Source organism: Pseudomonas salomonii (assembly GCF_900107155.1).
GTDB classification, from domain to species: domain Bacteria; phylum Pseudomonadota; class Gammaproteobacteria; order Pseudomonadales; family Pseudomonadaceae; genus Aquipseudomonas; species Aquipseudomonas salomonii.
Map to the genome: position 1 here is coordinate 74,078 of NZ_FNOX01000006.1, position 25,557 is coordinate 99,634.

20 protein-coding genes and 1 pseudogene are annotated in these 25,557 nt (G+C 61.3%); 3 read left to right on the forward strand and 18 right to left on the reverse strand.

Annotated features, from left to right (window positions below):
• Positions 1–32 precede the first annotated feature (32 nt).
• From BLV67_RS14850 to BLV67_RS14900, 11 genes and pseudogenes are all read right to left on the reverse strand, one after another.
• A complete protein-coding gene (locus tag BLV67_RS14850; RefSeq protein ID WP_069788307.1) occupies positions 33–938 on the reverse strand; it encodes an aldose 1-epimerase in 906 nt (301 codons plus the stop codon).
• The gene (locus BLV67_RS14855) at positions 938–2,218 is read right to left on the reverse strand and encodes a TRAP transporter large permease (protein ID WP_065931129.1); all 1,281 of its coding nucleotides are present in this window, start codon (positions 2,216–2,218) and stop codon (positions 938–940) included. The genes BLV67_RS14850 and BLV67_RS14855 overlap by 1 nt, the downstream gene beginning before the upstream one ends.
• The gene (locus BLV67_RS14860) at positions 2,218–2,745 is read right to left on the reverse strand and encodes a TRAP transporter small permease (RefSeq protein WP_069788306.1); all 528 of its coding nucleotides are present in this window, start codon (positions 2,743–2,745) and stop codon (positions 2,218–2,220) included. Before BLV67_RS14860 ends, BLV67_RS14855 begins: the two co-directional genes overlap by 1 nt.
• Before the next feature lie 64 nt (positions 2,746–2,809).
• Positions 2,810–3,772: a TRAP transporter substrate-binding protein gene (locus tag BLV67_RS14865; protein WP_065931127.1), complete on the reverse strand. Its 963-nt coding sequence runs from the start codon at positions 3,770–3,772 to the stop codon at positions 2,810–2,812.
• 51 nt (positions 3,773–3,823) lie between these two features.
• The gene (locus BLV67_RS14870; protein ID WP_069788305.1) at positions 3,824–4,699 is read right to left on the reverse strand and encodes an SMP-30/gluconolactonase/LRE family protein; all 876 of its coding nucleotides are present in this window, start codon (positions 4,697–4,699) and stop codon (positions 3,824–3,826) included.
• A 30-nt stretch (positions 4,700–4,729) separates the two neighbouring features.
• A complete protein-coding gene (locus BLV67_RS14875; RefSeq protein WP_069788304.1) occupies positions 4,730–5,548 on the reverse strand; it encodes an NAD-dependent epimerase/dehydratase family protein in 819 nt (272 codons plus the stop codon).
• A 172-nt stretch (positions 5,549–5,720) separates the two neighbouring features.
• Positions 5,721–6,983, reverse strand: coding sequence for an OprD family porin (locus tag BLV67_RS14880; RefSeq protein ID WP_065931124.1), 1,263 nt, complete (start codon positions 6,981–6,983; stop codon positions 5,721–5,723).
• A 184-nt stretch (positions 6,984–7,167) separates the two neighbouring features.
• On the reverse strand, positions 7,168–8,019 hold the full coding sequence (copD, locus tag BLV67_RS14885) for a copper homeostasis membrane protein CopD (protein ID WP_065931123.1): 852 nt from the start codon (positions 8,017–8,019) through the stop codon (positions 7,168–7,170).
• 3 nt (positions 8,020–8,022) lie between these two features.
• Complete coding sequence (copC, locus tag BLV67_RS14890) at positions 8,023–8,388, reverse strand: copper homeostasis periplasmic binding protein CopC (RefSeq protein WP_056861375.1); 366 nt, start codon at positions 8,386–8,388, stop codon at positions 8,023–8,025.
• Between the two features lie 20 nt (positions 8,389–8,408).
• Positions 8,409–8,498, reverse strand: a pseudogene (locus BLV67_RS14895) (GNAT family N-acetyltransferase); the annotation flags it as partial.
• A gap of 75 nt (positions 8,499–8,573) precedes the next feature.
• Positions 8,574–9,437 carry a GGDEF domain-containing protein gene (locus BLV67_RS14900; RefSeq protein WP_065931122.1) on the reverse strand — a complete coding sequence of 288 codons (864 nt, stop codon included), beginning with the start codon at positions 9,435–9,437 and terminating at the stop codon, positions 8,574–8,576.
• 188 nt (positions 9,438–9,625) lie between these two features.
• Here BLV67_RS14900 and BLV67_RS14905 point away from each other — a divergent pair, with 188 nt between their 5' ends.
• Positions 9,626–10,246: a TetR/AcrR family transcriptional regulator gene (locus BLV67_RS14905; RefSeq protein WP_065931121.1), complete on the forward strand. Its 621-nt coding sequence runs from the start codon at positions 9,626–9,628 to the stop codon at positions 10,244–10,246.
• A gap of 112 nt (positions 10,247–10,358) precedes the next feature.
• On the opposite strand, the gene preA is transcribed toward BLV67_RS14905, so the two are convergent.
• From preA to hydA, 3 genes are all read right to left on the reverse strand, one after another.
• Positions 10,359–11,633, reverse strand: a complete 1,275-nt coding sequence (gene preA / locus BLV67_RS14910; protein ID WP_069786285.1) for an NAD-dependent dihydropyrimidine dehydrogenase subunit PreA — start codon at positions 11,631–11,633, stop codon at positions 10,359–10,361.
• The gene (locus BLV67_RS14915; protein WP_065931188.1) at positions 11,633–13,000 is read right to left on the reverse strand and encodes an NAD(P)-dependent oxidoreductase; all 1,368 of its coding nucleotides are present in this window, start codon (positions 12,998–13,000) and stop codon (positions 11,633–11,635) included. The genes preA and BLV67_RS14915 overlap by 1 nt, the downstream gene beginning before the upstream one ends.
• Positions 13,001–13,164: 164 nt before the next feature.
• Positions 13,165–14,604, reverse strand: coding sequence for a dihydropyrimidinase (gene hydA, locus BLV67_RS14920; RefSeq protein ID WP_069786284.1), 1,440 nt, complete (start codon positions 14,602–14,604; stop codon positions 13,165–13,167).
• Between the two features lie 592 nt (positions 14,605–15,196).
• Here hydA and BLV67_RS14925 point away from each other — a divergent pair.
• Together BLV67_RS14925 and BLV67_RS14930 are read left to right on the forward strand one after the other, a co-directional pair.
• The gene (locus BLV67_RS14925; protein WP_065931119.1) at positions 15,197–16,684 is read left to right on the forward strand and encodes an NCS1 family nucleobase:cation symporter-1; all 1,488 of its coding nucleotides are present in this window, start codon (positions 15,197–15,199) and stop codon (positions 16,682–16,684) included.
• A gap of 176 nt (positions 16,685–16,860) precedes the next feature.
• Positions 16,861–18,144 (forward strand): Zn-dependent hydrolase, encoded by a 1,284-nt coding sequence (locus BLV67_RS14930; RefSeq protein ID WP_069786283.1) that lies wholly within the window; start codon positions 16,861–16,863, stop codon positions 18,142–18,144.
• A gap of 344 nt (positions 18,145–18,488) precedes the next feature.
• On the opposite strand, the gene BLV67_RS14935 is transcribed toward BLV67_RS14930, so the two are convergent.
• The 4 genes from BLV67_RS14935 to BLV67_RS14950 all read right to left on the reverse strand — a co-directional run bounded on the left by BLV67_RS14935 (position 18,489) and on the right by BLV67_RS14950 (position 25,355).
• Entirely contained in the window at positions 18,489–18,743 is a 255-nt protein-coding gene (locus tag BLV67_RS14935) for a DUF6124 family protein (RefSeq protein WP_069786282.1), read from the reverse strand.
• Between the two features lie 832 nt (positions 18,744–19,575).
• Entirely contained in the window at positions 19,576–20,994 is a 1,419-nt protein-coding gene (locus BLV67_RS14940) for an efflux transporter outer membrane subunit (protein WP_069788303.1), read from the reverse strand.
• Complete coding sequence (locus BLV67_RS14945; RefSeq protein ID WP_069788302.1) at positions 20,978–22,144, reverse strand: efflux RND transporter periplasmic adaptor subunit; 1,167 nt, start codon at positions 22,142–22,144, stop codon at positions 20,978–20,980. The genes BLV67_RS14940 and BLV67_RS14945 overlap by 17 nt, the downstream gene beginning before the upstream one ends.
• Positions 22,134–25,355, reverse strand: a complete 3,222-nt coding sequence (locus BLV67_RS14950) for an efflux RND transporter permease subunit (protein WP_069788301.1) — start codon at positions 25,353–25,355, stop codon at positions 22,134–22,136. Before BLV67_RS14950 ends, BLV67_RS14945 begins: the two co-directional genes overlap by 11 nt.
• Between the last annotated feature and the right edge of the window lie 202 nt (positions 25,356–25,557).

Consider the following 25,557-nt stretch of genomic DNA (forward strand, 5'->3'; position numbering starts at 1 on the left):
GATTCGACTTGCTCGCGAAAGCGGTGGGTCAGTTACAGATGAATTGACTGACACTCCGCTTTCGCGAGCAAGCCCGCTCCCACAGTTGGAATATATTTCAGCTTGAAATCGAGTTGGGTTGATTGGCCTTGCTCTAGCAGCTTCAAGCCCGGCCGCCCGGGCAGGTGATGCGCATTCACCGGATGACTCACCGGCTCGATGCAAAAGAACCCCAACCCCGGCGGGCAGAACAGCAGGAAGTAATCGGCGCCGCTCGCCTGGCACTCCAGTGCATAGCCCAGCTCCGGCTGTTCGATGCGACAACGCCCATCCCACTGGCAAAACCCATTGTCCACCAGGGCGTGCGGCAGCCCTTTGAGCTGAGTGAAATCCCATTCGGCAGGCACCGGCGCCAAACCGGTCGGCAGCTTGGACGCATCACTCATCCACACCTGATCCGCCTTGGCCTGCAACCGCGTGCCCGGCCTGCGCGGCAGATACGGATGCAACCCCAGGCCGTGCCACGCGGCTTTTTCGGCCAGATGCGTTACGCGCAACTGGATACTCAGCTCGCCGCCGCTCAAGCGCAACCGCTGCTCGGCGCGGTAGGCAAACGGCGTCTCACACACCACCTCCAGCACCACTTCATCCGCCGTCTGGCGCACCACCTGCCACACCTGTTGCCAGGCCGAACCGTGAATCGGCAGCGGGTCGAGCGGGCTGTTGGGCGTGAGTGCCAGCCAGCCGCCCGGGTTATCGAAACCACCTTGGGCAACCCGGTTGGACCACGGCGCCAGCGGGTAACACGCCAGCTTGCCCGGCAGCCCGGTGTTCAGCGCAGCTTCGTCGCTAGGGCGTAACAGCGGCTGGCCGGTGGCGCGCACCGTCCAGTTGACGAGGCTGCCACCCACGTCCGGGGCCAGGGTGAGCTGAGTCAGGTTGTCTTCAAGTTCAATCATCAGAGCACCAGATGCGGCAACCAAAGTGACAGCGCGGGAATGTACGTCACCGCCATCAACACCAGAAACAGTACCGCATAAAACGGCAGCAGCGCCGCCACGGTTTTCTCGATACTGACCTTGCCCACCGCCGCGCCCACAAACAGCACTGCGCCCACTGGCGGCGTGATCAGGCCGATGCCGAGGTTCACCAGCATGATCATGCCGAAGTGCACCGGGTCGACGCCGATACCCAGCACCACCGGCAGCAAAATCGGGGTGAGGATCAAAATCAGCGGCGCCATGTCCATCACCGTGCCGAGCATCAGCAGCATGACGTTGATGCACATCAGGATCACGTAGCGGTTGTCCGACAGGGTCAGGAACAGCGTGGTGATTTTTGCCGGGATCTGCATCAGGGTCATGATGTAGCCGAAGCTGGCCGCGAAGGCGATCAGGATCATCACAATGGAAATGGTGCGCACCGTACGGTGCATCAGCTTGGGCAGCTCGCGCCATTTGTAGTCGCGGTAGATGAACATGGTCACGAAAAATGCCCATAGCACGGCAATCGCGGCCGACTCGGTGGCAGTGAAAATACCCGAGAGGATGCCGCCGAGAATGATCACCATGGCCATCAGGCCCCAGAGTGCATCGGCGGCGATCTTCAGCGCCTGCTTCAAGGGGATGACGTCACCTTTGGGGTAATTGCGCTTTTTCGCGAAGATCAGGCACAGCACCATCAGGCACGCGCTCATCAACAACCCAGGCACCACGCCGGCCATGAACAACGAGGCGATCGAGACCGTGCCGCCGGCCGCCAGGGAGTAGAGCACCGAGTTATGGCTGGGCGGCGTCAGCAAGGCCTGCACCGAACCGCTTACCGTGACGGCGGTGGAGAACTCACGCGGGTAGCCACGGCGTTCCATTTCCGGGATCAACACCGAACCGACCGATGCGGTATCGGCCACCGACGAGCCGGAAATCGCGCCAAAAAACGTCGACGCCACGATGTTCACCAACGACAGGCCACCGCGCACAAACCCCACCAGCACCCCGGCAAACGCCACCAGGCGGCGCGACATGCCGCCCTCGGCCATGATCGCCCCGGCCAGCACAAAGAACGGAATCGCCATCAGCGAAAACTTGTTCACCCCGCCCGCCACCTGAATCATCAGGGCCTGGAACGGGATGTCGATCCACCACGCGCCGATCAGCGCCGATAGCCCGAGGGCGTAGGCCACCGGCATGCCGATCAGGATCAAGGCGATAAAACTGCCCAGCAGCATCAATGCGTCCATCAGGCAGCCCCTTCGTTTTCTTCAACCAAGTCGAAGCGCACCACACGGCGCTGGCTCTGGTCACCGAGCAAGAGTTTTTCCAGCACGAACACCAGCGTCAGCAGCCCGCCAATCGGGATCGGCATATAGGTGATGCCCACGCGCAGGGTGGGGATCGCGCTCATGAACTGGTTCCAGGTGGACAGGCACAGCTTGCTGCCCCAGACGGCCATGAACAGGCAGATGGTGGCCATCAGCAGTTGCGTGATTACGCCGACGATTTGCCGTTGGCGCGCTGGCAGGCGGTCGGTGACCACGGCCACTGACATATGCGCGCCGGCACGGTAACTGGCCGCCGCGCCGACAAAAGTGAACACCAGCATCAGCAGAATGGCGGTGGGCTCCGGCCAGCTTGCGCCGGTGCCGAGGATGTAGCGGGCGAAGATGCCCCAGGGAATGATCAGCGCGACCCCGAGCACCGAGAGGCCGGCGACCCAGATGCAGGTCATGTAAATGCGGTCGTTGATGCGCAACACTAAATTCTTCATGGCGTTCACCGTAACCGGGCGCGTCAATGCGGACCGCGCCGGGCCTGACTAGAGGGAAGGGTGATTACTCGACCGCGTCGATGCGCTTGATGATGTCGGCGTAAGCCGCACCGTATTTGGCGCGAACCGCTGCGGTGGCGTCATAGAAGGGTTTTTTGTCGACGGTGATGAACTCGACGCCAGCCTTCTTGAGCTTTTCCTCGCTGCTGGCGGACTTGGCGTCCCACAGCGCGCGCTCGTCAGCCTGGGCGACCTTGGCGGCTTTTTTCACCAGGTCTTGCTGGGCAGGCGTGAGTTTGTTCCAGGTGATTTTCGACATCACGATGGGTTCGGGCAGGATCAGGTGCTCGGTGAGGGTGTAGAACTTGGCATTCTGAAAGTGGTTGTGCTCCAGCATCGTCGGCGGGTTGTTTTCTGCGCCGTCGATGACGCCGGTCTGCAAGGCGCTGAAGATTTCGCCGGTGTCCATGGCAATGCCGTTGGCGCCCATCGCGTTGAAGGCTTCGATGAAGATCGGGTTGCCCTGAACGCGAATTTTCATGCCCTTGAGGTCTTCGATCTTGCGCACCGGCTTTTTGGTGTAGAGGTTGCGGGTGCCGCCGTCCATCCAGGCCAGGGCCACCAGGCCGAACTCGGAGTCGGTGATCTTGGCGAGGATTTCATCGCCGATTTCGCCGTCGATGATTTTGCGCATATGCGCCTGGTCGCGGAACACGAACGGCAAGTTGAACACGTTCACGTCCGGCACCACCGGCCCGACGATGCCGAGGCTGACGCGGGTCATCTGCACCGCGCCGACCTGGGCCTGTTCGACCACTTCTTTTTCGGAGCCCAGCACACCGCCCGGGAAGTATTTGAAGGTCAGTTCGCCGTTGCTGGCTTTGGTCAGGGCCTTGCCCATGTTCTCTTCGGCAACGACAGTGGGGTAGCCGGCGGGGTGGATGTCGGCGAATTTGATTTCCAGCGCGTGGGCGGCGGTGCTGAGGGTAAAGAATGCAGCGGCGAGCAAGGTGCGTTTGAAGTCCATGGGGTGTCACTCCTGTCTTATTGTTGTTGTATTCAAGGCACAGCGATGCAGCTAGAGGGTGAACGTGGGCTCCGGCAATCCGCTGACGCCGGGGTTGAGGGCAAACACGCCGCCGGCGACCGACTGCTCACTGTGGTCATCACGGATCGAGGTGACGAACAAGGTGTCCAGCCGGCTGCCGCCGAAGGCGCACATAGTGGGTTTTTTGACCGGCACGCTGAGGGAGCGGTCCAGGCGGCCATCCGGGGTAAAGCGGTGAATCAGCCCGGCGTCGTTGGCGCAGATCCAGTAGCAGCCGTCAGCGTCGACCGCCGCGCCATCGGGGCGCCCGAGGAATTGATGCATGTCGACAAATACCCGGCGGTTGGACGGCGTGCCGGTGTCGATGTCGTAATCGAAAGCCCAGATTTGCTGCACCAGCGGGTGTGAGTCCGAGGCGTACATCGTGCGGCCGTCCGGGCTGAAGGCCAGGCCGTTGAGGGTGATGAACCCGTTCAGTTGTGCATGGGGCGCGGCGCCTGACGCATAGCGGTAAAGGGTGCCTTCGGCCGCATTCAAGCCCATGTTCAGCACCATGCTGCCGGCCCAGAAGCGGCCCTGGCGATCACAGCGGCCATCGTTGAGGCGCATGTCAGTGCGCGGGTGCTCGATGCTCGCCACAGGCGTGGTGTCGAGGCTGCCGTCGTGATGCGGGATGAGTTGGAAAAACCCGCTTTCCATGCCCGCGAGCCAATTGCCCGCGTCGGTGCGGGCAATACAGGCAAGCATCTGCGGGGCTTTCCAGGCGGCGACGTGGCCGGTGGCGGCGTTCCAGCGTTGCAGGCCGCCGTTGGGGATGTCCACCCAGTACAGCGCGTTTTCCTGCGGCACCCACACCGGGCATTCGCCCACGGCATTGCGGGCATCGACGATCAGTTCAGCGGTCATGGCAACTCATTCCCTTGGGTTGATGTGCGTTCAGTCACCGAACGGCCCCGCCGCGCAGAACGCGCCGCCCTGGTAGATCGCGGCGGGGTCGTCGGCGGCCACTGGCGGCTGGGCTTCGACCTTGGCGCGGAACACTTCGGAGCTGTCCTTGGGCGCAAAACCCAGGTGCGCGGCGTAGCGGTTGTCCCACCAGGTATCGAGGTTATCCGACATGCCGTAGACCACGGTGTGGCCGACATTCGGCGTGTACAGCGCGCGCTCGAGCAGTTGGGTCAGGTCATCGAAACTCAGCCAGGTGTGCATCATCCGGCGGTTCTGGGGTTCCGGGAACGAGGAGCCGATGCGGATGCTCACGGTCTCGATACCGTAGCGGTCGAAGTAGAAGCTGGCCATGTCTTCGCCGTAGGATTTGGACAAGCCGTAGTAGCTGTCGGGGCGACGTGGAGAGTGGGCGTCGATGTGTTCGTCCTGCTTGTAAAAGCCGATCACATGGTTGGAGCTGGCGAAGATCACGCGTTTAACCCCATGGCGGCGTGCGGCCTCGTAGATATGGAAAATGCCGCTGATGTTGGCGCCGAGCACCTCTTCAAAAGAGCGCTCCACCGACACACCGCCGAAATGCAGGATGGCATCGACGCCTTCCACCAACTGGTGCACGGCGTGTTTGTCGGCCAGGTCACAGGGTTGCACTTCTTCGAACTCGTCGGCCGCCGGGGCCATGTTGGCGATGTCCGACAGGCGCAATACCTGGGCATAAGGGCGCATGCGTTCGCGCAGGACTTTGCCCAGGCCGCCGGCAGCGCCGGTAAGCAGCAGGCGGTTGAAGGGAGCAGGCGTGGTGGTGGTCATGGGAATTCCATTGTTGTTGTAGGTTGTCGTATGACTATGTGGAAATAGTGTTAGGGATTCCCGAGGTTGTCAACATTCTTGCAGGCAAGTCAGATCAAATGTGGGAGCGGGCAAGTCGAATCGTCGCACCGCCGCTCCCACCGTGGATCTTCTTCTGCTTATGGATCCAGCCCTAGAGCAACGAGATCGGATAGCTGATAAAGATCCGATTTTCATCAAACTCGTTGTTGCTGAAATCCCGACGCATGGTCGAGTTGCGCCAGCGCACATTCAAATCCTTCAGTGTGCCGCTCTGCACCGTGTAGGCCAGTTCCGACTCGCGGCCCCATTCCTTGCCATCGGTGATGGCGCCGGTGTGCACGTTATTGCCGCTGATGTAGCGGTTCATCATGGTCAGCCCCGGAATGCCGAGCACCACGAAGTTGAAGTCATGGCGTATCTGCCAGGATTTTTCCTTGGCATTGTCGTAGCTGGCGTTGTAGCTGTCGTTGGCCAGGGTGCCGCCGCTGGTGCCGTTGACCCGCATCCACACGCTGTCGCCGGTGAGTTTTTGCAGGCCCACATAGAAGGCGTTGCCTTTGTATTTGGCCGAGAGCAGGGCGGAATAGGTTTTGTTGTCGAGGTTGCCGGCCAGGGCGCTGCCGTCTTCCTTGCCATTGAAGAACCCGAGGTTGGCGCCAAAGGTCCAGTCGCCGACCGGCTGGCTGTGGGTCAGGTTCAGGTACTGCTGCTGGTAGATGTCGGTGAGTTCGGCGTACCACACGCCGACCTGGGTGCGTTTGTCGTTGAAGGCGTATTCGCCGCCGCCGAAGTTGAAACGGTCGGAAGTGAACGCCGCTTTGCCGTTCATGAACATGTCTTCCATGCTCGCGTCGTTGCGCGGGCTGTTGCCGCGAAACTGGCCGCCGTAGAGGGTCAGCCCGGCGATTTCATTGGAGGTGACCTGGCCGCCACGAAAGGTTTGCGGCAAGGAGCGGCCGTCGTCCGAGCGCAGGATCGGCAGCACCGGCATCCATTCGCCGACCTTCAGTTCGGTTTTGGACAGCCGGGTTTTCAGCGCTACGCCCAGGCGTCCGAAATTGTCGGCAGGGCGGCCGTCGCTATGGATCGGCAATAGCTGGGTGCCCCCCGTGCCTTTACCGCCGTCGAGCTTCTGCGAATACAGGCCCAGCACGTCAATCCCGAAGCCCACGGTGCCTTGGGTAAAGCCGGATTTGGCGTCGAGAATGAAGTTCTGCGTCCATTCCTCGGCCTTGGCCTGCGGGTACGTGGGGTTGGTGAAGTTGCGATTGAAGTAGGCGTTGCGCAGGTTGAGCGTGGCTTTGGCGTCGTCGAGAAAACCCTCGGCCTGGGCACAGAGGGGCAGGGCGAGTGCCAGGCTGCTGAAACTGATAAGACCGAGACGCGAGGAGGAATTGCGGGCGAATTGAGGCACAGTGAAGCTCCCTTTCGTTTTGTTGTTTTTATTATTTGTTATACGTTGTCGTACAACATTGCGAGGGATATTTGCGGGGTTTTCGGGGTCTGTCAAGCAGAAGTTATACGATGACTAGGTCTGTACCGGTCAAAAGTGAGCACGGGCCATGTGGGAGCGGGTTCGACTTGAGCTTTGCGTGGGTTTAGCCAGCCATCACCATCGGTGGCAAGGTACCCAGCAGGGACACCGCGGCGACTGCTGAAATACCCAGCACCCATTCGAGCATCACACTGGCCTTCAAACTGCCCACTCGCTCCTCACAACGCTCGATACGCAACCGGTTCAACAGCGCCAGCGCCAACATACCCAGCACCAGCAGCACCTTGATCAACAGAATCAGCGCAAACCCGTTAAACAGCGGCGTGGGCCACAGCTGCCCGGTCAGCACCCGAACATTGATCAAGCCCGTCACCAGCAAACCGGCAACCAGGCCATAACCCACACCGCTGAAACGCTTGAGGATCGGCTCCAGCCCAGGCTTTGGCGACAGCCGCAGGATCAGCACCAGCAGCAACAACCCGCCCAGCCAGGCGCCGACGCACACCAGGTGCACCACTTGATTGAGGATCAGCAATTGCCCGCTCAGCCCATTGAGCATCGCGCCATGGCCGACCGGCGCCAAGGTCGCCAACAGCAGTGCGGTCAACGGCAGGCGCAAGGCCGGCCAGGGTTTGATCAACGCCACTACCAGCAGCAGGTTCAGCAACAAGTGCCAGACCCACACCTGGCCGAAAAAGGTTTTGCCCAGCACCAACTGCACCGTGGCCGGTTGCAGCGCCGCGTCCCAACTGCCCGCCATGCTGGCCGTGATCAACAGCAACCAGGCCACGCCGGAGAGCAACCCCAGCCAGGCCAGCGCACGGGTGATGCGCAGCAGTTGCCGGTCCAGTGCCGGTTGCGCGCCGAGCAGCCAGGGCCTGAAGGCACAGGCCCCGAACATCAACAGCACGACGATGAAATGCACGAAGCGGCACAGCACCAGCAGGGTTGCCATCGGTTATTGGCCGACCTTGAAGCTGTATTCACCGTTGCTCTTATGGGTGTCGACCGAGACGGCGTTCCAGACCACCTTGTAGTTGCCGGCCGCCAGCGGCGCGGCGGGTGTGACCACCAGGGTTTTCTTGTCGGCGTCCGGGGTTTCCAGGCCTTTGATGGCGACTTCGGTGCCGTCTTTGCTCAGGGACACTTTGGTGAAGGTGGCTTCTACGCCTTCGCTGAAGGTCAGGCGCAGGTCGGCGGGCGCGGCAACCGTGCTGTCGGCCGCCGGTGTCGAGCTTTTGAGGTGGGCGTGGGCAAATGCCGCAGACGCACCCAACAGTGACGCGAGCAGGGTGACGGTGGTCAGGGCTTTCTTGATCAACATTGTTCAGTACCTTCAAGTGAGGGGAGGAAGTCATGGGTGGCCCGCACCGAGCGCTCCCACAGTGCTCCCAGCACCGGGTCGTCGGCGGCCGCGCGAGGTCGAATAGTCATTGCAATGATCCTTCAAGTGGACCGCGATCCTAACCAATCCGTTTTTGGCGGGAAAGGTTCGCGTAGGAAGTTTCATCACTCGGCGGCCAGCCGCAGCCTTTTTATCCGGTACATATCGCTGTCTGCGTGGCTGAGCAGGGTATCGGCGTCTGCGCCGTCGGCCGGGTAAAACGCCACGCCCACACTGCACGACGGCATCTTGACCGGGCCAAACTCAGCGCCCAGCGGCTCGGCCATGGCCGCGAGAATTTGCGCCACTTTGCTGCTAACCGCTTCGTGTGACTGCACATCGGTCAGCAACACCGTGAATTCATCACCGCCCATGCGCGCCACCAGATCGCTTTCTCGCACGCAGCGTTCCAGCCGCCGTGCAATCACGCAGAGCACGCGGTCGCCCACGGCGTGGCCATGCACATCGTTGATGCCCTTGAAGTCATTGACGTCCAGAAACAGCAACGCCAGCCGGGTGTTATCACGCCGTGCGGTGTGCAGGGCCGACGCCAGGCCATCGTTGAACAACGAGCGGTTGGTGAGGGCCGTCAATGGGTCATGGTGGGCGAGGAAGCGCAGTTCCTCCTCGGCCTGGGTGAGCGCCGTCACGTCCCGCGCCACGCCGATGCGCGCGCCGACTTCTTCGGACCAGAAGGCTGCCCACAGGATGTGCACCACGCTGCCATCCTTGCGCAGATAGCGGTTGCGAAAGTCCACATGGGGCCGGCCATTCATGACTCGCACAATCGAGGCCCGCGTGCGCGCCAGGTCTTCAGGGTGCATGTAGTCGGTAATGGGCGTGCCGGTCAGTTCATCGGCGCGGTAGCCGAGCAGGGCTTCGCAGGCATCGCTGACAAACACGATCAGGTTGTCACTGTCGACCACGAAGACCGTGTCCAGCATCAGGTGGATCAATTTCGGGTAGAGGGCGTGCAGGTCAACGGCCATAGGTCTGGGGTGTCCGGTTCAGATGCGCCGATCATAGCCCGATCACGCAGGCTGACGCCTTGGAATACTGCGGGCTTTACGGCGCTGGCGCTGATCTGGCGATCAACGGCGTGTAGCCTAATGAAGCGGTTCATGATGTGATGCTTGAAAATGAATTGTATTTAAAAGTGACTGGGGCTCCACCATCCATGGGCAATCACAAGATCGGCATCCGGCGCAGCAACGTCGAGAAAATCCTGTTGGCGGCGGAGAAAGTCTTCGCCGAGAAGGGCTACGGCAGCACCGCCATGGCCGACATTGCCGAAGAAGTGCAACTGCCGCGCTCCAACCTGCATTACTACTTCAGCACCAAAAGCGAACTGTACAGCGCCGTGCTGTTCGACCTGCTGGACCTGTGGAAGCAGGATGCGTTGAGCTTTGAAACTTTCGATGACCCGCGCGTGGTGCTCAGCAGTTATATCCGCGCCAAGATGCAGCGCTCACGTACGCGGCCCTATGGTTCGAAAGTCTGGGCGAATGAAATCATCCACGGCGCGCCGACACTCGGTGAGGCGCTGGATGAAAGCCTGTACGACTGGGCCAAGATGAAGGAGGCGAAAATTCGTCAGTGGGTGGAAGACAAACGCATCCTGCCGGTGGAGCCGTCAAGCCTGCTGTATATGATTTGGGCCTCGACCCAGCACTATGCGGATTTTGATCATCAGGTGAAGATCTTGAATGATCACCAGCCATTGTCGGACAGGCAGTTCGAGAAGGCGATTCAGACGGTCACCAGTGTGATTTTGCGTGGGATTGGCTTGGAGCCTTGATGATCGTTCCCACGCTCCGCGTGGGAATGCAGCCAGGGACGCTCCGCGTCCCAAGCGCGGACGCAGAGCGTCCCGGGAGGCATTCCCACGCGGAGCGTGGGAACGATCTGGGCTACACAGCTTCGCGATAGGGGTTACGCGGATCCTGCGTCCAGTTCAAAAACGGCTTGCCCGTTTCCATCGGCACCATCTCGATGCAATCGGCCACCGGGCAGGTGATCTGGCACAAATTGCAGCCGACGCACTCATCATCGATCACCTCGTATTTATGCGTGCCGTCCGCCTGTTTCAAGCTGGCGATCGCCTGATGTGACGTATCCTCACAGGCAATATGGCAACGCCCACAGCCGATACACGCCTGCTGGTCGATCTTGGCAATCACCTGATAGTTGATGTCCAGGTACTTCCAGTCCGTGGTATTGCCCACCGCCCGCCCGGAAAATTCCTGCAGGCTGGCGTAGCCCTGGCTGTCCATCCACCGCGAGAGCCCGTCTTTCATCTCTTCCACAATCCGAAACCCATGCAGCATCGCCGCCGTGCACACCTGCACCGCGCCGCAGCCCAGAGCAACAAACTCCGCTGCATCACGCCAATTGCCGATGCCGCCGATGCCGCAGATCGGCAGCCCTTGGGTCTGCGGGTCGCGGGCGATTTCGGCGACCATGTTCAACGCAATCGGCTTGACCGCCGAGCCGCAATAACCGCCATGGGTACTTTGCGTGCCGACCACCGGCAGGGCGACCATGCGCTCCAGGTCCACACTGGTGATGGAGTTGATGGTGTTGATCAACGACACCGCATCCGCACCGCCGCGATACGCTGCGCGCGCCGCCACGCGGATGTCGGTGATGTTCGGCGTAAGCTTGACGATCACCGGCAGCGAGCAGTAGGTCTTGCACCAGCGCGTCACCTGTTCCACGTACTCCGGCACCTGGCCGACCGCTGCGCCCATGCCGCGCTCGGGCATGCCGTGGGGGCAGCCGAAGTTCAGCTCGATGCCATCGCAGCCGGTGGCCTCCACCAACGGCAGGATATTTTTCCAGGATTCTTCAACACACGGCACCATCAGCGACACGATCAGGGCGCGGTCGGGCCAATCCTTTTTCACCTGGGTGATTTCCTTGAGATTGATCTCCAGGGAGCGGTCGGTGATCAGTTCGATATTGTTGATACCCAATACTTCACGGTTGGCACCGTAGTGCGCTGAATAACGTGACGAGACGTTGACCGCCGCCGGGTCTTCACCGAGGGTTTTCCACACCACGCCGCCCCAGCCGGCTTCGAAGGCGCGCACCACGTTGTAGGCCTTGTCGGTGGGCGGCGCGGAGGCCAGCCAGAACGGGTTGGGGGCTTTGATACCGGCAAATACAATCGAGAGATCGGCCATTACGCAGCCTCCACGTTCAGCATGAGTTGGGCGTGCATGGCCTCGGCGGCCAGCTTGCCATGTTGCACCGCCTGCACGGTGAGGTCCTGGCCGAGGCTGACGCAATCGCCGCCGGCATAGATGCCCGGGATGCTGGTTTGCAGCTGTTCGTCGACGAAGATACGCTCGCCCACCCGGTGCAGTTGCTGGGCCAGCGGATCATGTAGCGCCTCGTTGTCAAAACCCTGGCCGATGGCTTTGAAGATTGCGTCGCAGGCCAGTTCAAAGGCTTCGCCAGTGGGGTGCAGGCGACCGTTTTCCATGCACGTGCGCAAAAAACGCATGCCGCGCACACGGCCTTGATCATCCAGCAACACTTCATCCGGTTGAGCCCAGGTCAGCAGCCGCACCTGATTGGCCTTGGCGATCTCTTGTTCATGGTGAGTGGCGCCCATATCGGCCAGGCCACGGCGGTACACCAGGTTCACATCGCGGGCGCCGAGGCGGGCCATTTGCACGGCCATGTCGATGGCGGTATTGCCGGCACCGAGCACGATGCAGCGGTCGGCCAAGGGCAGTTGGCTGAGGTCATCGGCCTGGCGCAGTTCGCGGATATAGTCGGTGGCGGCGAGCAGGCCGGGCGCGTCTTCATGGGGCAAGCCCAGTTGTTTGCTGGCGGCGAGGCCCAGGCCCAAAAATACCGAATCGAATTGCTGGTGCAATTCGCTCAACGTCAGGTTGCCACCCAGGCGCTGGCCATGGCGGATCTCGATGCCGCCGATCTGCAACAGGAAAGCCAGCTCCTTCTGGGCAAAATCATCCACCAGCTTGTACTTGGCGATCCCGTATTCATTCAGGCCGCCGGCTTTTTCCCGGGCTTCGAAAATCACCACGTCATGGCCATGCAGGGCGGCGCGGTGGGCGCAGGCCAGGCCCGCAGGCCCGGCGCCGACCACGGCGATGCGTTTGCCCGTGGGTGCCGCGCGCTGGAACGGGTGTTCGCTGAACTGCGCGTTGTCGATGGCGTAGCGCTGCAACAGGCCGATCAGCACCGGCGCGCATTCTTCGGCGTTGTTACGTACGCAGGCTTGCTGGCACAGAATCTCGGTGGGGCACACGCGAGCGCAGCTGCCGCCGAGGATATTGGCCGAGAGGATTTTCTGCGCGGCGCCTTGTACGTTCTCGGTGTGAATATTGCGGATGAACGATGGGATATCGATTTCGCTGGGGCACGCATTCACGCACGGCGCGTCGTAGCAATACAGGCAGCGCGAGGCTTCCAGTTGGGCCTGGCGGGCGTTGAGAGGCGGCGCCAGGTCGGTGAAGTGGCTGGCGAGAGTGGGTCCATCTTCATGGGGATGGGGGAGGTGGGTCAGGGTCTGGATCACGGTTTTGGCCTCACGGTTGTTGAGGTGCTGCCTCTGATGGGCGATCGTTCCCACGCTCTGCGTGGGAATGCCTCACTGGACGCTCTGCGTCCGCTTTTGGGGCGCAGAGCGCCCCTGACTGCATTCCCACGCAGAGCGTGGGAACGATCATGTGCGCTGTATGTTCAGCGCTTTACAGCAGTGGGCCTGGAATGCTCGGCCCGCTTGCTCAACTGCTCAAACACCGCCGGATACGCCGGCCGTTCCACATACCGCCCGGCACCGCGCTCGGCGCGTAAATCCCCATCGGCCCACACCAGCTTGCCCTGGCTGATGGTGTGGCTCGGCACGCCGCGCACGGTCTTGCCTTCGAAGATGTTGAAGTCGACCTTCTGATGGTGGGTCTTGGCCGAAATCGTGCGCGTGCCCTCGGGATCCCACAGCACCAGGTCTGCATCGGCACCCACGCGGATCGCGCCTTTGCGCGGGTAGAGATTGAAGATCTTCGCGGTGTTGGTCGACGTCAGCGCAACAAATTCCTGCATCGACAAACGCCCGGTGTTCACGCCCTCGTGCCACAGCAGCGCCATGCGGTCTTCGATACCGGCGGTGCCGTTGGGGATCTTGCTGAAGTCGTCGCGGCCGGCGGCTTTTTGCTCGGCGCAGAAGCAGCAGTGGTCGGTGGCGGTGGTGTGCAGGTTGCCGGACTGCAAGCCGTGCCAGAGTGCTTCCTGATGCCCAAGCGGACGGAACGGCGGGCTCATCACGTAACCGGCGGCGGTTTGCCAGTCGGGGTGCTGGTACACGCTGTCATCCAGCAGCAGGTGCCCGGCCAGCACTTCGCCGTAGACCGGCTGGCCTTTGCCACGGGCGTAGGTGATTTCGTCGAGTGCTTCCTGGGTTGACACGTGCACCAGATACAACGGCGTGCCGATGGTCTCGGCGATGCGAATGGCGCGGCTGGCTGCTTCGCCTTCCACTTGGGACGGACGCGACAGCGGATGCGCTTCCGGCCCGGTAATGCCCTGGGCCATCAGCTTGCGTTGCAGGTGATACACCAGCTCGCCGTTCTCTGCGTGCACCGTCGGCACCGCGCCCAGTTCCAGGCAGCGTTCGAAGCTGGCGACCAGGGTGTCGTCCGCCGCCATGATCGCGTTCTTGTAGGCCATGAAGTGCTTGAAGCTGTTGATGCCATGGTGGCTGACCAGCTCGGCCATCTCCTCGCGCACCTGCTCGCTCCACCAGGTGATCGCCACATGAAAACCGTAGTCGGAGGCGGATTTTTCCGCCCAGCCGCGCCACTGATGAAAAGCCTCCATCAGCGATTGCTGCGGGTTGGGAATCACAAAGTCGATGATCGAGGTGGTGCCGCCTGCCAGACCCGCCGCCGTGCCACTGAAAAAGTCTTCACTGGCCACGGTGCCCATGAAGGGCAGTTGCATATGCGTATGCGGGTCGATGCCGCCGGGCATCAAGTATTGGCCACTGCCATCGAGTGTTTCAGTGCCGGCGGGAACGTCCAGATTCGTGCCAATAGCGCGAATGAGACCGTCTGCGCATAACACATCGGCGCGGTAACTTTCATCATGGGTAATAACGGTGGCGCCACGGATCAACAGCGACATGTCGAGTTCCTCACAGGCTTGACCGGCTTGTGCCAGTTCTAAGTGTTGTAATGCTGCTTGCCGATGGCCGGTTTAATCCTGTCATCGGTGACAGGAATAGAAACTATCCCGAGTTTTTCGAATGAGCAAGAAGATTTTTCTTAAGCTTATATCGATTTTAACTGCATGATTTTAAAAGTAAAAAACTATAAATCACCAAAATGTAGCGCCCCTTCACCATTTTGACGCACTTGACAGGTTCTTAAATTGAGCAACATTTCTTATTGCAAATCAGACGCTTGAGACATGCCGCTTGACGGCATGGGTAAATAAAAATAATTGTGTTGCACCAGATTGAGTCCTGACAGTTCGGGCAACTTTCGCGTTATTTAGCCTGAGTAAGGCGACACGTACCGTAGGCACAATCTGAAAGCTGATTAACATCAGTGAGTTATATAAGCGGTGTGGGTTAAGGTGCGGTTGTCGGCACGGTTATTGAGTGCAGTGGCGGCTGGCCGAGCCCGTGATGTCATGTTGTTTACGAGGTACTCCGGCCATCCGGCGCCACGCGCTGGATGAGCAACAATAATTTTAAAAAAACCGTGGAGCGGCCATGCAACAGAACAGATCGCAAGTCATTGAACGCAACGGCCTGTATGAACTCGACGCCGGCCCCGACGTCCTCGACAGCCCGCGCTACAACCACGACATGGCACCGACCAAGGTGCATGAACGCACCTGGAACAAGTGGCACATCACTGCGCTGTGGGTCGGTATGTCGATTTGCGTGCCGACCTACACCCTGGGCGGCGTGCTCACCGCCTATTTCGGGCTGTCGGTGGGCGAGGCGCTGATGGCAATTTTGCTGGCCAATATCGTGGTGCTGGTCCCGCTGACCCTTAACGCCTTCCCGGGCACCAAGTACGGCATTCCGTTTCCGGTGCTGTTGCGCTCGTCCTTCGGCATCCTCGGCTCCAACGTGCCGTGCCTGATTCGGGCGCTGGTGGCCTGTGGCTGGTTTGGCATCCAGACGATGTTCGGCGGGCTGGCGATTCACCTGTTCCTGGGTTCGATTTTCGAAGGTTGGAAGTCCCTCGGCGGCACCGGTGAAGTGATCGGTTTCATGATTTTCTGGACCTTGAACCTGTGGGTGGTGCTGCGTGGCGCCGAGTCGATCAAGCGCCTGGAAACCCTGTCGGCGCCTTTGCTGGTGGCGGTGGGGATTGGCTTGCTGGTGTGGGCAATGCCCAATGTGTCCCTCAGCGAGTTGATGGCAATCCCACCCAAGCGCCCCGAAGGCGCAAGCCTTACCGGTTACTTTATGGCCGGGCTGACGGCCATGGTGGGCTTCTGGGCCACCTTGTCGCTGAATATTCCCGACTTCAGCCGCTACGCCAAAAGCCAGAAGGACCAGATTCTCGGGCAGATTTTCGGCCTGCCGTTGACCATGTTCCTGTTCGCCGCCCTCGGCGTGATCATGACCGCCGCATCGGTGAAGCTGGTGGGTGTGAGTGTTTCCGACCCGGTCACCTTGATCGGGCATATCCAGAGCCCGGTGTGGGTCGCCATCGCCATGGCGCTGATCATCATCGCCACCTTGTCCACCAACACCGCCGCGAACATCGTCTCGCCCACCAACGACTTCCAGAACATCGCGCCCAAGCTGATCAACCGCACCACGGCGGTGATCCTCACCGGCCTGGTCGGGCTGGCATTGATGGCCCACGAACTGCTGAAAAAGCTTGGGTTGATCGTCTCGGATGTGAGCCTGGAAACCGTGTATTCCAACTGGTTGCTGGGCTACTCCAGCCTGCTCGGCCCGATTGCCGGGATCATGGTGGTGGACTATTTCATCACGCGCAAACAGCAGCTGGACCTGGCCGGTTTGTACCGCGACGACGTGTACCCGGCATGGAACTGGAGCGGCTTTGTGGCCTTCGGCGTGCCGGTGGTGCTGACCTTACTGTCGCTGGGCAGTGATGCGTTCAGCTGGTTTTACAGCTACGGCTGGTTCACCGGCTCGGCGTTGGGTGGGTTGTTGTATTACGGCTTGAATGCCAAGCGCCGAGCTCTGCCGCTGGCGGTAAAAACACCGCTGTAAAAGGTTGGAATCCAATCAAATGTGGGAGCGGGCTTGCTCGCGAATGCGTCGTGTCAGGCGACATGTGCGGCGACTGATACACCGCATTCGCGAGCAAGCCCGCTCCCACATTTTTGACCTCATTTCACTGCTGGAACCGCGTCAATTCATAAAAAATACAGCCTGAGGAGATCCCCATGAACGCTGCCCTGGACGTTCTGCAATCGACCCATCAGCACATCAACCGCGACCGCCTGTGGCAGTCGCTGATGGACCTGGCCAAACTCGGTGCCACGCCCAAGGGCGGCGTGTGTCGCCTGGCCCTCACCGACCTCGACCGCAAGGCCCGCGACCTGTTTGTGCAGTGGTGTGAGGACGCGGGTTGCACCGTGACCATCGACGGCATCGGCAATATTTTCGCGCGGCGCCCTGGCCGCGACCCCAAGCTGCCACCGGTGATGACCGGCAGCCATATCGACACCCAACCCACCGGCGGCAAGTTCGACGGCTGCTTCGGCGTGCTGGCAGGTGTGGAAGTGCTGCGCACCCTCAACGACCTCAAGATCGAAACTGAAGCGCCGCTGGAAGTGGTGGTGTGGACCAACGAAGAAGGCTCACGCTTCCCGCCGTGCATGATGGGCTCGGGTGTGTTTGCCGAGAAGTTCACCCTGGCCGATACCTTGGCCAAGGTCGATGTGGATGGCGTCAGCGTGGGCGATGCGTTGAACGCGATTGGCTATGCGGGCACGCGTGCTGTCAGTGGCCACAAGGTGGGCGCGTATTTTGAAGCGCATATCGAACAAGGCCCGATTCTTGAGGACGAGAAGAAAACCATCGGCGTGGTGCTGGGAGCATTGGGGCAAAAGTGGTTTGACCTGAAACTGCGTGGCGTTGAAGCGCATGCAGGGCCGACGCCGATGCACCTGCGCAAGGATGCGCTGGTGGGCGCGGCCGCCGTGGTGGCGGCGGTGAATGCCGCGGCGTTGGGGCATCAGCCGCATGCGTGCGGCACTGTCGGTTGCCTGCAAGCCTACCCAGGCTCACGCAATGTGATCCCCGGTGAAGTGCGTATGACCCTGGACTTCCGTCACCTGGAACCTGCGCGGCTGGATTCGATGATTGCCCAGGTGCGCACGGTGATCGACGAGACCTGTGCCAAGCACGGGCTGACGTTCGAGTTGGAGCCCACTGCTGACTTCCCGCCGTTGTACTTCGACAAAGGTTGCGTGGACGCCGTGCGTGATGCGGCGAATGGGTTGGGCTTGTCGAACATGGATATTGTCAGCGGGGCAGGGCACGACGCTATCTTTGTCGCTGAACTGGGCCCGGCCGGGATGATCTTCGTGCCGTGTGAAGGCGGCATCAGCCATAACGAAATCGAGAATGCCGCGCCGGATGATCTGGCTGCGGGATGTGCGGTGTTGTTGCGGGCGATGGTGGCGGCGTCGGCGGCGATTGCCAGTGGGAAGCTCGCTGCCTGATAGGGTGCTATCGCAGTACAGGTATCTAAGCAACTTCTGTTGAATACAAAGTCTGTGGCAAGCGGGCTGTTGTGGCGAGCAGGCTTGCCCTGCGTTGGGCTGCGCAGCAGCCCCAAAAAACCGACGCAGAGTTCTTTCAGGAGTATCTCGGTGTCTACATTGGGGCTGCTGCGCAGCCCAACGCAGGGCAAGCCTGCTCGCCACAGAGGAATGTGGCAGCTTTAAAAAGGTGGGTAGATCCCTATGCTCACCGCAGGCAAGCCAGCTCCCACCTTTTGGTCTGTGAATACATTCCAAATGTGGGAGCTGGCTTGCCTGCGAAGAGGCCCTGACAGGCGACGCCGTTACTGCACACGTGCCTCGCCGCTTCCCTGTACGACTCGATCAACCAGCAACTGCACACCCTCCACCATCCGACAAATTCCCAGCACCACGCTGCGCTGCGGACCTTCAACTTCAAAAGCCAGGTTCGCCGCGATGGCAGTGATGGATTCCAGATCCTGAGAGGCATTGACCAGCAGGGTTTCGGTGTCGAGGTTGGGGCGGAGGGTGAAGAGCAGGTTTGAGTCCGAAGGTGGGTTTGGACTTTCTTTGATCATGAGGTAACTCCTGGAGAATTAAGGGCTGGCTACCCCCAAATCTTTCTCACGGACTGTGGGTGGCAGCTGTACGCGGAGTGAGAAAACCAAGTCTCCAGGAACTCGGCCACGCCGAAGCATGCCCGCGCACAGCCGCCATTACAGCGAGCACAAAAAAGCGTCTGCACTGTATATGGTGAGCGCGTTCGCGCCAATGGAGTTGTTCGGATTTCTCACGTCCGGTCGCTGAGTTAGCAGCGACTAGCGAAGACTAGTGACAGCCGTTCCGCGCTACAACCCTAAAAACCTGTAAGAAAAAGCCCGTTTTGAGGGGCTGGTGCAGGGCGTGTCCTAATCTATCGTACGAAGTTTCTTTTACATCTTGCGGCGCTCAAAACTCTTCGTTTCCAGTGCTAGGTTTCGCCTCGAAAAAACCTAATGCAAAGGAAGCATGCAATGGCAAACCCTAAGCCGCCGCCTGGCGTATCAGTTAACGAAAATATGTTCATGCAGATCGTTCCCACGCTCTGCGTGGGAATGCCGCTCTGGACGCTCTGCGTCCGCCCTTAAAGTCGTGACGCGGAGCGTCACGGGCTGCATGCCCACGCGGAGCGTGGGAACGATCTACAGGGGAGATTCAGGCACCGGGCTGCCAGCCGCCGCCGAGGGCCGTGACCAACCCCACACTCGCCTGCAACTGCCGCGTCTGCACGGCCTGCAAGGTTGCAGATCGTTCCCACGCTCTGCGTGGGAATGCCGCTCTGGACGCTCTGCGTCCGCCCTTAAAGTCGTGACGCGGAGCGTCACGGGCTGCATGCCCACGCGGAGCGTGGGAACGATCTACAGGGGAGATTCAGACGCCGGGTTGCCAGCCGCCGCCGAGCGCGGTGACCAACCCCACACTCGCCTGCAACTGCCGGGTCTGCACGGCCTGCAAGGTTCGCTGCGCCTGCAACGCTGCCGTTTGCGCGGTGACCACATCCAGATAACTCACGGCCCCGGCCTGATAGCTGTTCATCGCCAACGCCTGTGTATGTTCTGCTGCGTCCGCCGCCGCTTGCTCATCCTGGGCTTGCTGCTGCAAATCCCGCAGCTGCGCCAGGTTATCTTCCACCTCGCGCACCGCTTTGAGCACATGGCTACGGTATTGCGCCGACGCTTCTTCAAACTCGGCCTTGGCCTGCCGCTCATTGGCGCTCAGCCGCCCACCCTCAAAGATCGGCAGATTCACCAGCGGCCCCAGCGCCCAATAGCGGTTACCGGCAGACAGCAGGTTGCCGACCCCTTGAGTCTGCCCGCCGATCAGCCCGGTGAGACTGAAATCCGGGTACCACGCCGCCTTGGCCACGCCAATATTGGCATTGGCCGCAAACACCCGCCGTTCCGCCGCCGCAATGTCCGGGCGACGTTGCAGCAGGTGGCTCGGCAGCTGCGAGGGGATGCCCGGCAAGGCAATCAACTGCTGCCTCGGCGGCAGCGTGAAGTTACTGGCTGCCACGCCCACCAATTCACCAATGGCGTGCTCGGTGAGGTTGCGTTGCCCGCGCACTTCATCCAGTTGAGCCTTGGCTTCGGCCAACTGGCTTTGCGCACGGGTCAGGTCCAGCTCCGAAGCAATCTGGCCTTCGTATCGGCTGCGCGTCAGCTGCAGCGCCTGGCTGAAATCCTCCAGCGAGCTATTGAGGATCCGGCTCTGCGCATCCAGCCCATTGAGCTGCACATACAAGGTCGCCAACTGGTGCTGCAGGCTCAGGCGCGCCACTGCCAGGTCATCCCCGGAGGCTTGTGCCTGGGCGTCACCGGCTGCGACCTGATTGCGAATCTTGCCCCACAGGTCCAGGTCGTAGCTCAGGGAAAACGCGGCGGTATTGCTGTTGTACACCGACGGCTGCGTATCGCCGCGCAGTGGCCGCGAATCCGATTGCCGCTGGCGTAGCGGCTGCGCGCTGGCGGTGATTTGCGGGAATAGCCCGGCATGCAATTGGCTGGCATAGGCCTGGGACGCATCAAAGTGCGCCAGCGCCGCCGCCAGGTCCGGGTTGGCCTTGAGCAGTTGCTGTTGCAGGTCATTGAGCTGCGAATCGTTGTAGAGCGTCCACCATTGGGGTGCCAGTTGGTCGGACGGTTGCGCGCTGTGCCACGGGCCATCGCTGGTCTGTTCGCGGTAGCCGGCCGGCAAGTCAACCGAGGGCACCTTGTAGGTGGGCGCCATCGAGCAACCCTGCAAGGCCAGCAGCACTAACGCCGCGAGGGGCTTAAACCTTATGCGCATGGGCACCTCCGGCTTGGGCAAGCTGGACGGGGTCGCCTTCGCGCAGGGCGTCGGGCGGGTTGTCGACCACGCGGTCGGCGGGTTTGAGGCCTTGGTCGATCACCAGGCGCTCGCCCAGGTCCAGGCCGATGTGGATGTCTTGCAGGTGCACGTGATTCTGCGCATCCAGCACCGCCACCTGGGTGCCTTGGGCGCGGAAGATCAAGGCGCTGGCCGGGATGCTCACGCCATGGGTGTCGGCCGGGATTGGCAGGGTGGCTTCGGCGTAGTCACCGGGCAGCAGTTCGCCGTTGGGGTTGTCGGCGACGAATTGCGCAAGCAGGGTGCCCGAACGGCGGTCGATGGCGGTGGAGTCGCCGATCAGGCGCGCCTTGAAGTGTTCGCCAGGGTGCTCGGGCACGGTCAGTTCGGCCTCAAGCCCAGGGTGGATCACCGACGCGTAGTTCTGCGGCACCGGCACATACAGGCGCAGTTGGTGGGTGTCGGCGATGTTGAACAGTTCCGGGTCGCTGTCGGTGTCGGCCTTGATCAACTGGCCGATATCGGTGTTGCGCGCGGTGATGGTACCGGCGAACGGCGCACGAATAGTCTTATAGCTTTCCAGCGCCGACAGCCGCGCATAGTCGGCAGCCGCCGCCTCGGCGTTGGCTTTGGCCGCGGCGGCGTTGGAGGTTTTTTCATCCGCCTCCTGACGCGACACCGAATGGCTGGCGAGCAGGTTCTGCCAGCGTGTGGCGGTAGTTGCGGCCAGGCGTGCATTGGCCTGTTCCTGAAGCAGGCGGGCGTGGGTTTGCGCCAGCTGCTGGTCGAGGTCCGGGCTGTCGATTTCGGCGAGGATTTGCCCGGCTTTCACCTGGCTGCCGATGTCGACTTTCCAGTCTTTCAAATAGCCGCTCACCCGCGCATGAATCGGCGCCTTGCTCCAGGCCTCAAGGTGCGCGGGCAGGCGCAGGGTATCGCCGGCCGCGTTGAGCTTGGGCTGGAACACCATCACCTGGGGGATGGCGGCGGTTTCGGTCCAGGCCGTCACCGCTTCTTCGTGGGTGGTGCGGGCGTGCAGGCCGTTGGCGACCAACAGGGCGGCCAATGTCAGGCCGCCGACACCCAGGAGCATCAGACGCTTGCGCGAGGGTTTGTGATCAGACGACATGTGGGGTTTCTCCAGCAACTTCGCGAGTAGGGTGACGACCGTGGACCAGGCTGAAGACCACGGGTACAAACAACAACGTGGCGATGGTGGCGAAGATCAAGCCACCGATGACGGCGCGGCCGAGCGGAGCGTTTTGCTCCTCGGAAATCGCCAGCGGCAACATGCCGATGATCATCGCCAGGGCGGTCATGCACACCGGGCGGAAGCGCGTGTAACCGGCTTCCATGGCGGCCTTTAACGCATCGCCATGTTCGGCCAGGCGTTCACGGCAGAAGCTCACCACCAGGATCGAGTTGGCGGTGGCCACGCCCATACAGAGGATGGCGCCGGTAAGCGCCGGTACCGACAATGAGGTGCCGCTGAGGAACAGCATCCACACAATCCCCGCCAGCGCCGCCGGCAGTGCAGTGATGATCACAAACGGGTCAGCCCACGACTGGAAGTTGACCACGATCAGCAGGTAGATCAGCACCACGGCGCCGAGCAAGCCGAAGCTCAAACCGCTGAAGGCTTCATGCAGCGCATCGATCTGCCCGTGCAGGCTGATCACCGCGCCTTTGGGGCGCATGGAGGCGGTGTCATCCAGCACCTTTTGCACGTCACGGGCCACGCCGCCGAGGTCGCGGCCTTGCACGTTGGCGTACAGGTCCAGGGTCGGTTCGATGTTGTAGTGGGTCACCACCGCCGGGCTTTGCACGCGGGAGACGCTCGCCAGGCCGCCAAGGATTTGCGATTGCCCATCGGCACCGGTCACCGGCAAGGCTTCCAGTGACGGCAAGCTGTCGAGGCGGTATTGCGGGGTGGCGGCGACGATGGAGTAGGACACGCCGTTGGCCGGGTTAAGCCAGAACGTTGGCGCCACCTGGGAGCTGCCGGCCAGCGAGGCGACCATGCTGTTGGTGACGTCTCGCTCGGTGATGCCCAGGCCATTGGCGCGCATGCGGTCGACGTTCACCTGCAATGATGGGTAGCCGGTGGACTGCTGGATGCGCAGGTCGGCAATGCCCGGAATATGCTGCAGGCGGCGTTCCAGTTCGATGGCGTAAGCGCGGTTTTGCGCATCGCTGCGCCCGGAGATTTTCACGTCCAGCGGCGCGGGGGCACCGAAGTTGAGGATCTGGCTGCTGATGTCGGCAGGCAGGAACGCAAAGTGGCTGCCGGGGAAGCTTTGCGGCAAGGTTTCTCGCAGTTTTTTCACGTAGTCGGCGGTCGGCGCATGGTCCTTTTTCAAGCTGACCTGGATGTCGCCGTCCTGCGGGCCGATGGTGCCGCTGCTGCTGTAGGCCATGTCGATGCCGCTGAGCGGGATGCCGATGTTGTCGACGATGGTGTCGAGCTCTGCGGCGGGGATCACTTCGCGAATCCGCGCTTCAATGCGGTCGAACGCCGCCGCGCTTTCTTCAATACGCGTGCCCAATGGCAAGCGCACGTGCAGGGCCAGGGCGCCGGCGTCGGTGGCCGGGAAGAAGTCCTGGCCCAGGCTTGGCAACAGCAGGAACGAGGCCAGCACGCAGGCCAGGAAGCCGACGATAAAGCGCTTGCGTGCGCCCAGCGCCAGGGTCAGCAGGCCGTGGTAGGTGTCGCGGATATTCGAGAAGTGCCGCTCGAAACCCTGCTGAAAGTTCAGCACCGATTGCAGCACGCGGTTGCGCGGTTTCTTGTGCTGTTCACCTTCGTGATGGTTGATGAACTCATCTTCCGGGTGATGCCCAGGCCCTTGCTCCGGCACGTGCGGCTTGAGCAAAAACATCGCCAGGGTCGGCACCAGGGTGCGCGAGAGAATGAACGAGCTGGCCATGGCGAAAATCACCGCCAGCGCCATCGGCCGGAACAGGTAACCGGCAATGCCTTGCAGCAGGAACATCGGCACAAACACGATGCAGATACACAGCAGCGACACAAACGCCGGGCCGACGATCTGCGCGGCGCCGTCGAGGATCGCGGTCTTCACCGCCTTGCCTTGTTCCAGATGCCAGTTGATGTTTTCGATGGTCACCGTGGCGTCATCCACCAGAATCCCCACCGCCAACGCGAGCCCGCCGAGGGTCATCACGTTGAGGGTTTGCCCGGTGGCTGCCAGCAATGCAATGGCCGACAACACCGCCAGAGGGATCGAGGCGGCGATGATCAAGGTAGAGCGCCAGCTGCCGAGGAACAGCAGGATCATCGCACTGGTCAGCAGCGCCGCGATGATGCCTTCCTGGGCCACGCTGCCCACCGATTGTTTAACAAACACCGAGGCGTCGCCCAGCAATGAGGTTTTAAGCGACGGCGGCAGGGTTTCGTTGATGCGCGGCAGCATCTGGCGGATGCCGTCGATGATCGACAGGGTAGAGATGCTGCCGTTTTTCAACGCTGGCATCAGCACTGCACGGTGGCCGTCGACGCGCACGATGTTGGTCTGCGGCGGTGAGCCGTCACGCACATGGGCCACCTGGCCGATGGTGATGATTGCGCCGTCGACCGTCTTGATCGGCAGGTCGTTGAGCTCATCAATCGCCTTGGGGCTGTTGTTGAGCAGGATCGTGTATTCGTTGGGGCCGAGTTTGGCGGTACCCACTGGAATGATCTGGTTTTGCAGCGCCAGCGCGTTGCCCACGTCCTGGGCCGACAAGCCTTTGGCGGCCAGCGCCTGGGGGTCGAGGTCGAGGGTTATCTGGCGTTGCTTGCCGCCCATTGGCGTGGGCATGGCCAGGCCGGGCAGGGCGCTCAGGGGCAGGCGGATATTGTTCTGCACCAGGTCGCGGATCTTGGCTTCCGAGAGGCTGGGGCTGGAAAACGCCAGTTGCAGGATCGGCACCGTGGAAGCGCTGTAGTTAAGGATCAGCGGCGGCGTGATGCCCGGTGGCATCTGCTTGAGCACGGTTTGTGACACGGCCGTTACTTGGGCGTTGGCGGTGCGGATATCCACGCCGGGCTGGAAGAAGATCTTGACGATGCCCATGCCGGGCAGCGATTGCGATTCGATGTGTTCGATGTCGTTAACGGTGGTGCTCAAGGAGCGTTCGTAGGTGTAGATCACCCGACCGGCCATGGCGTCCGGTGACAGGCCGTTGTACTGCCAGACCACAGCGACGACGGGGATGCCGATATCGGGAAAAACATCCTTGGGGGTTCGCAGGGCCGCCATCGGCCCGATGATGCAGATGAATATGGCCAACACAATAAACGTGTAGGGCTTTTGCAGTGCGGTCTTTACCAGCCCGAGCATGCGTGAACCTCCGAGGGAGCAGGATTGCAAACCCCGGCAGTCTTGCCCGACCCACCTAACACGCACCTTTCAGCCAGGTGAAGGAACATTTAGTTAACGGCTGAAGATCGTTTCATATGTATTCATTTGTTCTACATAAGGCCGCTCTCCAAGCTTGTCACCCATCGGCGGCGATACAGTTGAATCGCTTCCAACCATTTTT